15 protein-coding genes and 3 tRNA genes are annotated in these 13,766 nt (G+C 36.5%); 16 read left to right on the top strand and 2 right to left on the bottom strand.

The genetic code is table 11. The features are described from left to right. Positions 1–77: 77 nt before the first annotated feature. The 13 genes from rpsF to DS745_RS05760 all read left to right on the top strand — a co-directional run bounded on the left by rpsF (position 78) and on the right by DS745_RS05760 (position 11,544). Entirely contained in the window at positions 78–365 is a 288-nt protein-coding gene (rpsF, locus tag DS745_RS05820; RefSeq protein WP_129077337.1) for a 30S ribosomal protein S6, read from the top strand. A gap of 31 nt (positions 366–396) precedes the next feature. Continuing rightward, positions 397–918 (top strand): single-stranded DNA-binding protein, encoded by a 522-nt coding sequence (ssb, locus tag DS745_RS05815; protein ID WP_129077336.1) that lies wholly within the window; start codon positions 397–399, stop codon positions 916–918. An 87-nt stretch (positions 919–1,005) separates the two neighbouring features. Further along, a complete protein-coding gene (gene rpsR / locus DS745_RS05810; protein WP_241657732.1) occupies positions 1,006–1,245 on the top strand; it encodes a 30S ribosomal protein S18 in 240 nt (79 codons plus the stop codon). A 105-nt stretch (positions 1,246–1,350) separates the two neighbouring features. Beyond that, positions 1,351–2,016, top strand: a complete 666-nt coding sequence (locus tag DS745_RS05805; protein WP_129077369.1) for a potassium channel family protein — start codon at positions 1,351–1,353, stop codon at positions 2,014–2,016. A 357-nt stretch (positions 2,017–2,373) separates the two neighbouring features. Further along, on the top strand, positions 2,374–3,309 hold the full coding sequence (locus tag DS745_RS05800; RefSeq protein ID WP_129077334.1) for a YybS family protein: 936 nt from the start codon (positions 2,374–2,376) through the stop codon (positions 3,307–3,309). Positions 3,310–3,324: 15 nt separating this feature from the next. Beyond that, a complete protein-coding gene (locus DS745_RS05795) occupies positions 3,325–5,295 on the top strand; it encodes a DHH family phosphoesterase (RefSeq protein WP_129077333.1) in 1,971 nt (656 codons plus the stop codon). Further along, on the top strand, positions 5,292–5,738 hold the full coding sequence (gene rplI / locus DS745_RS05790) for a 50S ribosomal protein L9 (protein ID WP_129077332.1): 447 nt from the start codon (positions 5,292–5,294) through the stop codon (positions 5,736–5,738). Before DS745_RS05795 ends, rplI begins: the two co-directional genes overlap by 4 nt. A 178-nt stretch (positions 5,739–5,916) precedes the next feature. Then, positions 5,917–7,287, top strand: coding sequence for a replicative DNA helicase (dnaB, locus tag DS745_RS05785; protein ID WP_129077331.1), 1,371 nt, complete (start codon positions 5,917–5,919; stop codon positions 7,285–7,287). A gap of 416 nt (positions 7,288–7,703) precedes the next feature. After that, positions 7,704–8,366, top strand: a complete 663-nt coding sequence (gene queC, locus DS745_RS05780) for a 7-cyano-7-deazaguanine synthase QueC (protein WP_129077330.1) — start codon at positions 7,704–7,706, stop codon at positions 8,364–8,366. Beyond that, positions 8,359–8,844 (top strand): 6-carboxytetrahydropterin synthase QueD, encoded by a 486-nt coding sequence (gene queD / locus DS745_RS05775; protein ID WP_129077329.1) that lies wholly within the window; start codon positions 8,359–8,361, stop codon positions 8,842–8,844. Before queC ends, queD begins: the two co-directional genes overlap by 8 nt. Next, positions 8,841–9,566, top strand: coding sequence for a 7-carboxy-7-deazaguanine synthase QueE (gene queE, locus DS745_RS05770; protein WP_129077328.1), 726 nt, complete (start codon positions 8,841–8,843; stop codon positions 9,564–9,566). The genes queD and queE overlap by 4 nt, the downstream gene beginning before the upstream one ends. 4 nt (positions 9,567–9,570) lie before the next feature. Next, entirely contained in the window at positions 9,571–10,062 is a 492-nt protein-coding gene (gene queF, locus DS745_RS05765) for a preQ(1) synthase (RefSeq protein ID WP_206662917.1), read from the top strand. A gap of 195 nt (positions 10,063–10,257) precedes the next feature. Then, complete coding sequence (locus tag DS745_RS05760) at positions 10,258–11,544, top strand: adenylosuccinate synthase (RefSeq protein WP_129077326.1); 1,287 nt, start codon at positions 10,258–10,260, stop codon at positions 11,542–11,544. A 252-nt stretch (positions 11,545–11,796) separates the two neighbouring features. Here DS745_RS05760 and DS745_RS05755 read toward each other — a convergent pair whose 3' ends face one another. Together DS745_RS05755 and DS745_RS05750 are read right to left on the bottom strand one after the other, a co-directional pair. After that, a complete protein-coding gene (locus DS745_RS05755; protein ID WP_241657731.1) occupies positions 11,797–12,693 on the bottom strand; it encodes an IS3 family transposase in 897 nt (298 codons plus the stop codon). Beyond that, a complete protein-coding gene (locus DS745_RS05750) occupies positions 12,693–12,986 on the bottom strand; it encodes a transposase (protein ID WP_129077324.1) in 294 nt (97 codons plus the stop codon). Before DS745_RS05750 ends, DS745_RS05755 begins: the two co-directional genes overlap by 1 nt. 379 nt (positions 12,987–13,365) lie before the next feature. Here DS745_RS05750 and DS745_RS05745 point away from each other — a divergent pair. The 3 genes from DS745_RS05745 (at position 13,366) to DS745_RS05735 (ending at position 13,696) form a co-directional block, all read left to right on the top strand. Continuing rightward, positions 13,366–13,441 (top strand) — tRNA-Lys (locus tag DS745_RS05745). A 36-nt stretch (positions 13,442–13,477) separates the two neighbouring features. Next, positions 13,478–13,552, top strand: a tRNA-Glu gene (locus DS745_RS05740). Between the two features lie 67 nt (positions 13,553–13,619). Beyond that, positions 13,620–13,696: transfer RNA gene (locus tag DS745_RS05735), tRNA-Met, on the top strand. Positions 13,697–13,766: the final 70 nt, after the last annotated feature.

Raw genomic sequence — 13,766 nt, 5'->3', positions numbered from 1 at the left:
AGTTATATTGTTGTGTTATTCGCCCCTTGCTCCTCGTATAAAGAGGGGCCGCTAGACCAAAAGGAGGTGACGTACAAATGCGTAAATATGAAATCATGTACATTATTCGACCAAACCTTGAAGAAGCTGCAACTAAAGAGTTAATCGAACGTTTTAACGGCGTTTTAACTGATAATGGTGCTACTATCGACAAGGCTGATGAAATGGGTAAGCGTCGTTTAGCTTATGAAATTGAAGACTTCCGTGAAGGCTTCTATGTATTACTAAACGTAACAGCTGAGCCAGCTGCAATCGCAGAATTCGATCGTTTAATCAAAATTAACGAAGACGTAATTCGTTTACTTATTACTAAAGACGAAGAATAAGAACTAGTAGATAGAATGGGGAGGGGTACTGATGCTTAACCGTGTTGTTTTGGTTGGCCGCCTAACTAGAGATCCTGAACTTAAGTACACACCAAATGGAATTGCTGTGGCGAGTATTACACTTGCTGTAAATAGACCATTTTCAAACCAACAAGGAAATCGTGAAGCGGACTTTATCAATGTAGTGATTTGGCGTAAACAAGCAGAAAATGTTGCTAATTACTTACGTAAAGGAAGCTTAGCGGGAATTGATGGAAGACTGCAAACTCGCAACTATGAAAACAACGAAGGCAAGAAAGTTTTTATAACAGAAGTTGTTGCAGACACTGTACAGTTCCTTGAAACAAAAGGTGCTGGTGGTGGAAATCAGGGTGGTGGAGGAGAGTATTATAATAATCCTAACCCTAACTCAAATCAGGGTCAGGGTGGTTATCCTAATAATCAAAACCAAAACCAAAATAATTATGGCCGTAGTAATCAGTCATTTTCTGATGATCCATTCGCTAGTGATGGCAAGCCAATTGACATCTCAGATGATGATTTACCATTTTAGATCTATTGGCTTTTAACTATTAACTTTTATGAGGGGTAACCCTACGAATATAAAAATTTATCAGTGAAGGAGGTTTTTTGAATGGCAATGGGAGGACGTCGTGGTGGCCGTGGTGCGAAACGCCGTAAAGTATGTTACTTTACAGTAAACAAAATCACGAAAATCGACTACAAAAATGTTGACCTACTTAAGCGTTTCGTTTCTGAGCGTGGTAAAATTTTACCTCGTCGTGTAACTGGAACTTCTGCTAAGTACCAACGTCAATTAACGACTGCAATTAAACGTGCACGTCAAATCGCTTTATTACCGTACGTAAGCGGGGAATAAGGATTTATAAAAAGGGGATGGCTTATAGTCTATCCCCTTTTTTATATTTTAGCAGAAACTTACCTATAATAAGGAATGCCGGTTATTTTGGAAAGTAAAAAGGGGATGGTATGTTTGAAAAAGCAATTTGCAGTAGTTGGGCTTGGTAGATTTGGTGGAAGTGTTTGTAGAGAACTCTATAAGATGGGGCATGAAGTTTTGGCGATAGATATAAATGAAGAAAGAGTCCATAACTTTGCAAACTACTCCACACATGCTGTCGTAGCCAATGCTACTGACGAAAACACCCTATTATCTTTGGGGATCCGGAATTTTGAGTACGTAATTGTTGCGATAGGGGATAATATTCAAGCAAGTATTCTGTGCACATTACTATTAAAGGAACTTAAAGTAAAGCATGTGTGGGTGAAAGCACAAAATAACTATCATCATAAAGTGGTTGAAAAAATTGGAGCAGATCGTATTATTCACCCTGAAAAAGATATGGGGATAAGAATTGCCCATTATCTAGTTTCGGAAAAGATTATTGATTACATCGAATTATCACCTGATTACAGTATTATGGAGCTCATAGCTTCGAAAAAAGTAGCAAATAAGACAATCGCAAAGTTAGACATACGAGCCAAATACGGCTGTACGATCTTAGGAATTAAAAGAGGTGATGATGTCATTATTACGCCTTTTCCTGACCAGCTAATATTAGAAAATGATATCTTAATTTTAATTGGCCAAAATAATGACTTAAGAGTTTTTGAAGAAGAAGGATTATAAACTTAACCGAAATTTTTCTTATACTATCAATTATGGTGAAAATGAATAATTAATCTGATAGTATAAGAAAAAAATCGACTCTATTTTTAAAAAACAACAACTTCGTTTATAATCAGGAGAGTGAATAAGAGGTTTTTTTAGAAAGGTTCTTTTCGTAAACATTGTGGCTTTTTTACCCTAAAATAATCGGATAAATACCCTAGATGAAGATATCAGCCAATAAATTATGTAAGAAAAGAGCAATACTTACTAACTTAGTTGTGAATTCTTAGTATTTTGTGTAAAAATCCGGCTTTTGGGATTTTTACGAAAGCAACTAACTTTGCGAAAACAGCCTTTAGAGGAGAGGGAAGTTACATGAAAAATACAAAGGTAATGACTGAAGGGGCAATATTCGCAGCTATTTTTGCGATCCTTGCCTTCGCAACAGTTGTGCTACCAATTCTTGCTTCGGTATTAATATGGATTTTACCATTACCATTTATTGTATACACAGTAAGAAATGGGTGGAAACCTGGTCTGATGCTTTGGGTTGTCGCGTCGTTTGTTTCTTTTATTATTGGAGGTTTTGTATTACTTACAAGCGCCATTATGTTTGGAAGTAGTGGTATTGTAGTAGGAGAATTATACAGGCGGAAGAAATCTGCTTTTACTGTGCTCCTTGGTGGAAGTTTAGCATACATTGCTAATTTGATCTTATCTTTTATCGTAAGTATTGTTGTTTTTGATTTAAATCCTATTAAGGTGATTCAGGAATTAATGTTAGAGTCAGTGCAAACTGCTGAAGCAATGTTAGTGGCCATCGGTCAAGACCCTAGAACTCAACTTGAACCGTTACTTGATTTTATTGAAAGAATAATCTTTTTAGCACCATCGCTAATTATTACAACCGGAGTTTTTTATGCCCTTTTTATTCAGTTGATTGCATATGCTGTACTAAAGAGGCTACGAATAAAGGTTGCTCACTTCAAACCGTTTCGTGAATGGGGATTTCCAAAGTCTTTTCTCTGGTATTATTTAATAGCCTCCATTTTTATACTAGTAGGCCTAGAAGAAGGAACTGCTCTATATCTTGTTATGTGGAACTTGTTCCCTCTATTAGAAATTGCAATGACTATTCAAGGTCTAGCTGTTGTCTTTTTTTACATTCATGCCAAAGGGTTTCATAAATCTATATCCGTTATTGTCATCATCGTGACGTTTTTCTTACCATTTCTTCTTTATATCTATCGAATATTAGGTATAATTGATTTAGGATTTGAACTGCGAAAAAGAATAAAAAACTCGAGTTAATTAGGAGTTGAAATTATGCCAGAGTTTCTAATGAAAAGGTTGCATGGATATCATATCATTGCAATATTTACTGTGGCAGTTATTTTTATTGGGATACTGATGATATACCAATGGGTCATAGGGTTATTAGGATTGATGATCATTGCTCTCTTACTTTTTTATACAATACAAGCAAAAAGAACATTTAAAAAGGAAATAGAAGAATATATTTCGACGTTATCCTACCGTGTCAATAAGGCTGGTGAAGAAGCTGTTACAAAGCTTCCAATTGGTATCTTACTTTATAACGAAGACAAGGTAATATTGTGGGCAAATCCGATGGTGATGTCAATTATCGAGGATGATTGTATTGGTCAGCCGATAGCTAAAATTGATGAAGAGCTTCACACTGCCTTGGGTCTTGATCTAAAAGAAGTAACCATCCAACTTGGAGAAAATGTATTTCGTGCAACATTTAAACGTGAAGAGAGATTAATCTATTTCTTTGATATTACAGAAGAATCAAAAGTGAAAAAGATGTACGAAAAGGAACAAACTGTTATTGCTATTATTTATCTAGACAACTATGATGAAGTTACACAAGGTATGGAAGACCAGATTAGAAGTAAGCTAATGAGTCAAGTAACTTCAATTCTTAACAGATGGTCAAAAGATCATGGGATTTTCCTTAGAAGAACTTCTTCTGATCGCTTTTTAGCAATTTTTCGTCAAGAAGTGTTAGAAGAAATTGAGGAAACGAAATTTGATTTACTAGACGAAGTAAGGGAAGCAACTGCACGTGAAAAAATCCCAATCACACTTAGTATCGGTGTCGGCAGCGGCCAAGGTTCTCTGCAAGAACTCGGTACTTTAGCTCAATCGAGTTTAGATTTAGCGCTTGGTAGAGGTGGCGACCAAGTTGCTATTAAACAAAAAAATGGAAAAGTACGTTTTTATGGTGGAAAGTCTAATGCAGTTGAAAAACGTACACGAGTTAGAGCTAGAGTCATCTCCCATGCGATTCGTGACTTTATATTAGAAAGCGATCGTATCATGATTATGGGGCATATAAATCCTGACATGGACTCAATTGGAGCGTCAATTGGAGTACTAAAGCTAGCTGAACTAAGCGGAAAAGAAGGTTATATTGTTTTAGATCCAAATAACATAAGTAGAGATGTTGGTAAGTTGATGGAGGAAGTAGAGAAGCATGACCGTCTATGGGCACACTTTATCTCTCCAGAGGAAGCTTTAGAAGAAGTGACCTCGAACACTCTTTTAGTTGTTGTAGATACACATAAACCTTCTTTAGTCATAGAGCCAAAGCTTTTAGAACGTATAGATCGTGTCATTGTGATTGACCATCACCGTCGTGGTGAAGAGTTTATTAATGAAGCTGTTCTTGTCTACATGGAACCTTATGCATCATCAACAGCAGAGTTGATAACGGAGCTTTTAGAATACCAACCAAAGCAAACAAAACTAGATTTATTAGAAGCAACTGCATTGCTTGCGGGAATTATAGTTGATACAAAAAGCTTTGCAGTTCGAACGGGGTCTAGAACATTTGATGCCGCATCGTACTTGAGGTCACAAGGTGCTGATCCAAGTTTAGTGCAAAACTTATTAAAACAAGATTTAGATCAGTATATTAAGCGCTCTCGTTTAATTGAAAGTGCTCATATATATCGTAACGGTATCGCGGTTGCCAAAGGTCACCCTGATGAAGTTTGTAGCCAAGTACTAATTGCTCAAGCAGCAGATACACTCTTATCGATGAATGGTGTTGTTGCATCGTTTGTTATTTCAAAACGGAAAGATGGAGCGGTAAGTATTAGTGCAAGATCGCTTGGGAAAGTGAATGTACAACTTATTATGGAGAGGCTTGATGGTGGTGGCCATTTATCAAATGCAGCTACTCAATTAGGTGATGTCACCTTAGATGAAGCAGAACAATTATTAAAGGAAAAAATAGATGAGTATTTTGAAGGGGGAAAAACCGAATGAAAGTAATTTTTTTAGAAGATGTTAAAGGTAAAGGGAAAAAAGGTGAAGTGAAAAATGTTTCTGAAGGCTATGCAAGAAACTTTTTACTACCAAACAAATTAGCAGCTGAAGCAAGCGCTGGAAACTTAAAAACATTAGAAGTAAAGAAACAAGGCGAAGAGAAGCGTGCTGAAGAAAAGCTTAATGAAGCAAAAGCTTACAAAGATGAACTAGAAAAACTTACAGTTGAAATAAAAGCTAAGTCTGGTGAAGGTGGCCGTCTATTTGGCGCAGTAACTAGTAAACAAATTGCAGATACATTGGCAAAAATGAAGAAGAAAATTGATAAGCGTAAAATTGAGCTAGATGAGCCAATTCGAGCGTTAGGCTATACAAACGTTCCTGTTAAACTGCATTCAGAAGTAACGGCGACGATTAAAGTACATGTAGTGGAAGAGAAGTAATAATTGTCAATTGTGAATTGTGAATTAGGAATTAAAAGATGAGTGATAAATGTAGAATTGAAAATGGAGAATTGTTTTTAGGGAATAAGCTTCGAAGCTTAACTAGGCATTCTACATTCTAAATTCTACATTTTACATTTATAATGCATTCTACTTTTTATAAAGAGGTGAAACCATCATGAGTGAGTTATTCGCTGATCGTACTCCACCACAAAATATTGAGGCAGAACAAGCGGTTTTAGGCGCAATTTTCCTAGAAGCAGAAGCACTTGTTTCAGCATCCGAGAGGTTACAACCTGAAGATTTCTACCGGGCAGCCCATCAGCGGATTTACAGCGTGATGATCCATTTAGCTGAAAAAGGTGAGCCTGTTGATTTAATAACTGTAACGGCAGAACTCCAAGATAAGAAATGGTTAGAAGAAGTAGGCGGAGTCTCTTATTTAAGTGACTTAGCTAGCTCAGCTCCAACGGCAGCTAATATTGAATACTATAGTAAAATCGTTGAAGAAAAATCATTGTTAAGACGATTAATTCGCGTTGCATCTAATATTGCTGCAGATGGCTATGCTGAAGAAGAAGAAGTAGACACTGTATTAAGTGAAGCAGAGAAAACTATTTTAGAAGTTTCTCGTAAAAAAAATACAGGTGCATTTATATCTATTAAAGATGTATTAGTTGAAGCATATGATAATATTGAAAAATTGCAAAATAGGACAGGCGATATAACTGGAATTCCAACTGGTTTCTCTGAGTTAGATCGAATGACAGCTGGATTTCAGCGTAATGATCTAATTATTGTGGCCGCACGTCCTTCAGTAGGTAAGACTGCCTTTGCGTTAAACATTGCTCAAAATGTGGCAACAAAAACAGATGAGAACGTAGCAATCTTTAGTTTAGAGATGGGTGCATCTCAGCTAGTAATGAGGATGATTTGTGCAGAAGGAAACCTTGATGCTCAAAGACTTCGTACAGGTTCACTGATAGAAGAGGATTGGACAAAGCTAACAATGGCTATGGGTAGCCTATCAAAAGCGGGTATATATATTGATGATACCCCAGGTATTCGTGTTAATGATATCCGAGCCAAGTGTCGAAGGCTAAAGCAGGAAAAGGGTTTAGGCATGATTTTGATTGATTACTTACAGTTAATTCGTGGCGATGGCCGTAGCGGTGAAAATAGGCAACAGGAAGTTTCAGAGATTTCTAGATCACTAAAAGGGATTGCTAGGGAATTAGAAGTGCCTGTAATAGCCTTATCGCAGTTATCTCGTGGAGTAGAGTCGCGTCAAGATAAACGACCAATGATGTCTGATATTCGTGAATCAGGAAGTATTGAGCAGGATGCCGATATTGTTGCCTTCTTATATCGTGATGATTACTATGATAAAGAATCTGAGAACAAGGATATTATTGAAATCATTATTGCGAAACAAAGGAATGGTCCCGTTGGAACCGTTGAGCTTGCCTTTGTTAAAGAATACAACAAATTCGTAAACCTCGAACGGCGTTTTGATGAACGAGATCTTCCAGCGGGAGCAAACGCGTAGCGAAGCTACTGACCTCGTTCACCTCATGGTTTACTTCTAAGAAATACTACATGCAGCTTTGCCTCGAGGACCTACTGGACCGCAGAGGCAGGAGCGTAACTATCAATTGTCAATTGTCAATTATGAATTATGAATTAAGAATTGGTGAGAGTATTCACTTGGAGAATTTTTAATAGATTATTTGTTGTGCCATATAGAATGCAATCCCCTTTAGCGCGGTTAATGCACTAAAGGGGTTTTAGTGTGCTAATTACCAAGTTATAACGTATATTTTTAAAAAGAATTAATGTAGAATGTAGAATGTAAAATGTAGATATAAAATTTTACCATGTTACATTCTAAATTTTGCATTCTACATTGCATTTCGAGAGTTCGCGATCTCCTCTCGTTAAAAAAAACTAAGGAGTGGTTTATATATGAAGAAAGCATTGGTGGTTTTCAGTGGCGGTCAGGATTCGACGACCTGTCTGTTTTGGGCATTGAAGAACTTTGATGAAGTAGAAACAGTAACGTTCGACTACAACCAAAGACACAAAGAAGAGATAGAAGTAGCTAAAAAGATAGCTCAAGACCAAGGTGTGAAAAACACGGTGATTGATATGAGCCTGTTAAATCAGCTTACTTCTAATGCATTAACGAGAACTGATATTGAGATAAAAGAAGGCGAAGGTGGAGGGTTGCCTACAACCTTTGTTGATGGGCGTAATCATCTTTTCTTATCGTTTGCAGCAATCATGGCAAAAGCAAAAGGGATTAATAATCTAATCACTGGAGTTTGTGAAACTGATTTTTCAGGTTACCCAGATTGCCGAGATATGTTTGTGAAATCTTTAAATGTCACGTTAAATTTGGCGATGGATTACAATTTTGTCATCCATACACCGTTAATGTGGATTGATAAAAAAGAAACGTGGGCACTAGCAAATGAGCTTGGTGCGTTTGAATATATAAGAGAAAATACACTCACTTGTTACAATGGAATTATTGGTGATGGTTGTGGAGAGTGTCCTGCTTGTAAACTGCGTAGTGACGGTTTGCAAAAGTTCTTAGCTGAGCAAGGAGGAAAGCTCCATGTGTAATGATGGCTTATTTGGTTTTCGTATCGTTGATAATCTTCAGAAGTTAGGTGAAGATATTCAAATTAAGGATTTGAAATATCATAATAAACGTGTAATGGTAAGTAAAGAATTCACGTTTGATTCGGCCCATCACCTTCATCATTATGAAGGGAAATGCAAAAACCTTCACGGTCATACGTATAAGGTGATCTTTGGAATAAGCTCTTTTACTGATGAAATCGGTATTGCTATCGATTTTGGTGATATAAAGAAGATTTGGAAAGAGGAAATTGAAATCTACCTAGATCATAGGTATTTAAACGAAACATTACCTCTAATGAATACGACTGCAGAAAATATGGTTGTTTGGATTTATGAGAAAATGGCTGACTATTTGAAAAAAAGTCAGTTTCAAAGATTAGAGCCGAGAGTAGAATTTGTTCGGCTGTTTGAAACTCCAACAAGCTATGCAGAAGCTAGAAGAGAGTGGATGGAATGAGAATACCTGTATTAGAGATTTTTGGGCCAACAATCCAAGGCGAAGGCGCAGTGATTGGTAAAAAAACAGTGTTTATCCGAACGGCAGGCTGTGATTATCAATGCTCGTGGTGTGATTCTGCTTTTACTTGGGATGGAACAGGGAAAGATGACATTCGCTTAATGACTGCTGTAGAAATTATTGATGAGTTAAAAGAAATTGGATTGGAAAACTTTCAACATGTTACGATATCTGGAGGAAATCCAGCCCTATTGAAACAACTTGGCGAACTAGTAGATTCTTTGAAAAATTTACAAATGAAGATTGGACTAGAAACTCAAGGGACGGTTTGGCAGGCGTGGATGTTACGCATTGATGATCTAACAATCTCGCCTAAGCCGCCTAGTAGTGGAATGAATACTGATTTTGAAAAACTCGATGGCTTAGTAGAGTCCTTAACAAAGCGAATTGGCGAAGGTCATGTGAGTTTGAAGGTTGTTATTTTTGATGAGGGAGACTTAGCTTATGCAAAAAGAGTTCATCAAAAGTACCCAACTGTACCATTCTATCTTCAAGTAGGCAATGATGATCTAACAGTTGATGATGATGAACAACTTTCAATAAAGCTACTGAAAAAGCTAGACTGGCTTGTTAGTAAAGTGATTATTGATCCAGAATTTAATCAAGTAAGAGTATTACCACAGCTTCATGCTTTACTGTGGGGGAATAAAAAAGGAGTGTAATAATATGAGAAAAGATCATGAATTAGAAGGCGTATCTTTATTAGGTAATCAAAACGTTGAATATAAGTTTCAGTACGATAAATCAATTTTAGAAACATTTGAAAATAAACATCAGGATAATGATTATTGGGTTAAGTTCAATTGTCCAGAGTTTACAAGTCTTTGTCCGAAAACAGGGCAACCAGATTTTGCAACTATCTATATTTCGTATGTTCCAAGTGAAAAAATGGTGGAAAGTAAATCATTAAAGCTTTATCTTTTCAGCTTCCGTAATCAGGGAGATTTCCATGAGGATTGTATTAATATTATTATGAAGGATCTAATTGAATTAATGGATCCCAAATATATAGAAGTATGGGGCAAATTTACACCACGTGGTGGTATTTCCATTGACCCATATGCAAACTACGGGAAAAAAGGAACAATGTTTGAGGAAATGGCCAAGCAGCGTTTGTTCAATCATGATATGTATCCTGAAAAAGTTGATAACCGATAATGGTAAGATGGTAACTCAAGTGTGGGTTACCATCTTTGTTTGTTTTTACGAACAAAAAAATATTTATATATGAAAAATGTTCGGAATTTATTGACTTCACTAAAGTAAATTGTTACACTAGCTATGGTTTTGAATGAATAAAGAGAAAATAGTAAAAAGTATATATAGCATTGACAATTTGCGGAGGTGTACATAATGGCATCAGTTGTTGTAGTTGGAACTCAGTGGGGAGACGAAGGGAAAGGTAAGATTACCGATTATCTTTCAGAAAAAGCAGAAGTAGTAGCTAGATATCAAGGTGGAAATAATGCAGGACACACAATCGTGTTCGGTGGGAAAAAATACAAGTTACATTTAATTCCTTCAGGGATTTTTTATAAAGATAAAATTTGCGTGATTGGTAACGGTATGGTTATTGATCCAAAAGCTTTAGTTACAGAGCTTAAATATTTACATGACCAAGGTGTTGACACAAGCAATTTAAGAATTAGTAACCGCGCTCATGTTATTCTTCCTTACCATATTAAACTTGATATTGTAGAAGAAGAGAGCAAAGGTGCTAACAAAATTGGCACAACGAAAAAGGGGATTGGCCCTGCTTATATGGATAAAGCTGCTCGTGTTGGTATCCGAATTGCTGATTTATTAGATAAAGAAGAATTCGAAATGAAGCTTGAGCGTAATTTAAAAGAAAAAAATCGTATGTTTGAAAAGTACTATGAAGTAGAAGGGTTTACGAAAGAAGAAATCCTTGATGAATATTTTGAGTATGGTCAACAAATTGCTCATTATGTTGTTGATACTTCAGTAGTGTTAAATGATGCATTAGATGAAGGTAAACGTGTGTTATTTGAAGGTGCTCAAGGGGTAATGTTAGACATTGACCAAGGAACCTATCCTTTCGTAACATCGTCAAACCCAATTGCTGGTGGAGTAACTATTGGTTCTGGTGTAGGTCCATCAAAAATCAACCATGTTGTTGGTGTTTCTAAAGCATACACTACACGTGTAGGTGATGGTCCATTCCCAACGGAATTAAACAATGAAATTGGTGACCGAATTCGTGAAGTAGGAAATGAGTATGGAACTACTACAGGGCGTCCACGTCGTGTAGGATGGTTCGATAGTGTAGTTGTTCGTCATGCTCGCAGAGTTAGCGGTATAACTGACTTATCATTAAATTCAATTGATGTATTAACTGGCATTGAAAAATTAAAGATTTGTGTTGCTTACCAGTACAAAGGTGAAGTAATGAAAGAGTTCCCAGCAAGCTTAAAAATTCTTGCTGAATGTGAGCCAGTCTATGAAGAGTTACCAGGTTGGACTGAAGACATTACGGGAGTGAAAACTCTTGATGAGCTACCTGAAAACGCACGTCATTATATTGAAAGAGTCTCTCAGCTTACAGGGATCCCATTAACAATCTTCTCGGTTGGACCAGACCGTAATCAAACAAACTTACTAAGAGGCGTTTTTGCTTAATATAGCACGACAGAGGCACACCTTACTTGGTGTGCTTTTCTTATTTTTGAGTCTGGTATTAAATTTGGCTAATAAATTTTTGTTTTTGGACAATAAGCAATAAAAATTAGACAATATTGGAGTTCTGTCAAGAAAGTGGACATAAATAATTGGAACTTTTTTAGGCGGTAACCTACCGCACTTCGTTTGGTGGGGTGTTAAAAATGATTACTCAAAAACATGACTAATCACTTTTAACACCAAATGGACCATTTATGAGACAGAGTTACACTCAACTTGACTATGTTTTCTCTCAAATTGGTTAGGAGAACAATACCCTAAAGTTGAGTGTTTCCTTCTCTCATTATAAAAACCACCAATATAATGATTGATTGCCTTTACTGCTTCACTACGTGTCTTAAATCGTCTTCGATGAACTAAATCTTTTTTCAAACTTGCATGAAAGGATTCAATGCATGCATTGTCATAAGGATCTCCTTTTCGACTCATACTAATTTGAATTTCATGCTTATTTAACAGATCAATATAACCATTGGAACAGTATTGAGAGCCCCGGTCTGAATGATGAATTAATTGATCTGTAGGTTGTGGCTGCCTGGATACAAGAGCCATATTCAAGGCTTGTATTGTAAGTTCTTTCTTCATATGTGCTTCAGCTCTCCAGCCGACTATTTTTCTAGAAAACAGATCCATAATGCTGGCTAAATAAACCCAGCCTTCTAGAGTCCAAATGTAGGTAATATCAGAGACCCATACTCGATTGGGTTCATCTACATTAAATTGACGCTTAACCAGGTCAGGGTAGACGTTTAAATCATGATTAGAATCTGTAGTCACGACATACTTTTCTTCAGGTATAGCTCTTAGACCCATTTCTTTCATCAGGCGGGCTACTGTTTTTTCTGAGATAGTATATCCCCATTCAACTAGATCATCATGAACTCTAGGGCTTCCGTAAGTACCCATGCTTAGATGATAAGACTTTTTAATCTTTTGTTTAACTTCTTCTTTGTAGGTCTCCTTCTCAGATTGAACACTACTATTCTGCTTATCTACCCACTTATAAAATCCACTTGTGGAAACTCCAAGTACTTTGCACATCTTCACAACAGTATGTTCATCTCTATGAGCAAAGATGAAGTTATAGATTACATGGGGTTTTTCGTGAAGATGTGCATTGCCTTTTTTAATATTTCGTTTTCCTCTTTCAATTTTTGGAGTTCTGCCTCGTGTTGTTTCTTTAACTTTTCTAACTCTTTTGGGGTAATATACTCTTCTTTTGAACTACTAGTATTACGTCTTTGTTTAAAGTCTCTAACCCAATTCCCAACAGTAGAATGGGAAATCTCTAACTCATATGACAGTTCTCGAATTTTTCTACCTTCTTCTACTATTAGTTTCGCTACATAATCTTTATATTCCTGATCATAATGTTTCCCCATGTGAACACGTCCTCTTAAATGATATTTGTATTATACTTTATATCCATTTTTACGTGTCCACTTTTTAGACTAACTTTAATATATAGGTAATCTGGACAATAAAACAAGAGTTTTGGACAATAACAAGGTTAGATTTAGTAAAAAGTCATTTAAGTTAGGGGGGGAGAATGGCAATAATGATTGTTTTAGCAAAAAATATTTCGTTTTAAGAAAATAGTATTGATTTTAATGAAGAACTTCTGTAATATAAGAAAAGTGTTCAAAAGACACACAATAACTACTTTCCTAAAAAAGTTTTTTTGAAAAAGACTTGCACACATCTCGAAAACATGATATTATAAATATTGTCGTCACGAGATGACACGTAAATACTTAATAAGAGCCATTAGCTCAGTCGGTAGAGCATCTGACTTTTAATCAGAGGGTCGAAGGTTCGAATCCTTCATGGCTCACCAAAGTTTTTTGCAAGGCAAAATAACTTGCCTAAAAGTGGCCCGTTGGTCAAGCGGTTAAGACACCGCCCTTTCACGGCGGTAACACGGGTTCGAATCCCGTACGGGTCACCAATTTATTCTTGTTGAATAAATGAGGAATTTTGGGTATAATAATATTTGTGGTTACAACTTATATTATCGCGGGATGGAGCAGTCTGGCAGCTCGTCGGGCTCATAACCCGAAGGTCGGAGGTTCAAATCCTCCTCCCGCAACCAATTTATTTGCTACAAGTAACCGCAGGAGCAAATACCATCTAGTTTATCTAAAAAACCAACCAACTTATTG

It is taken from the genome of Anaerobacillus alkaliphilus (genome assembly GCF_004116265.1).
GTDB lineage: Bacteria > Bacillota > Bacilli > Bacillales > Anaerobacillaceae > Anaerobacillus > Anaerobacillus alkaliphilus.
This window is presented reverse-complemented; position numbering and strand designations above follow the sequence as displayed.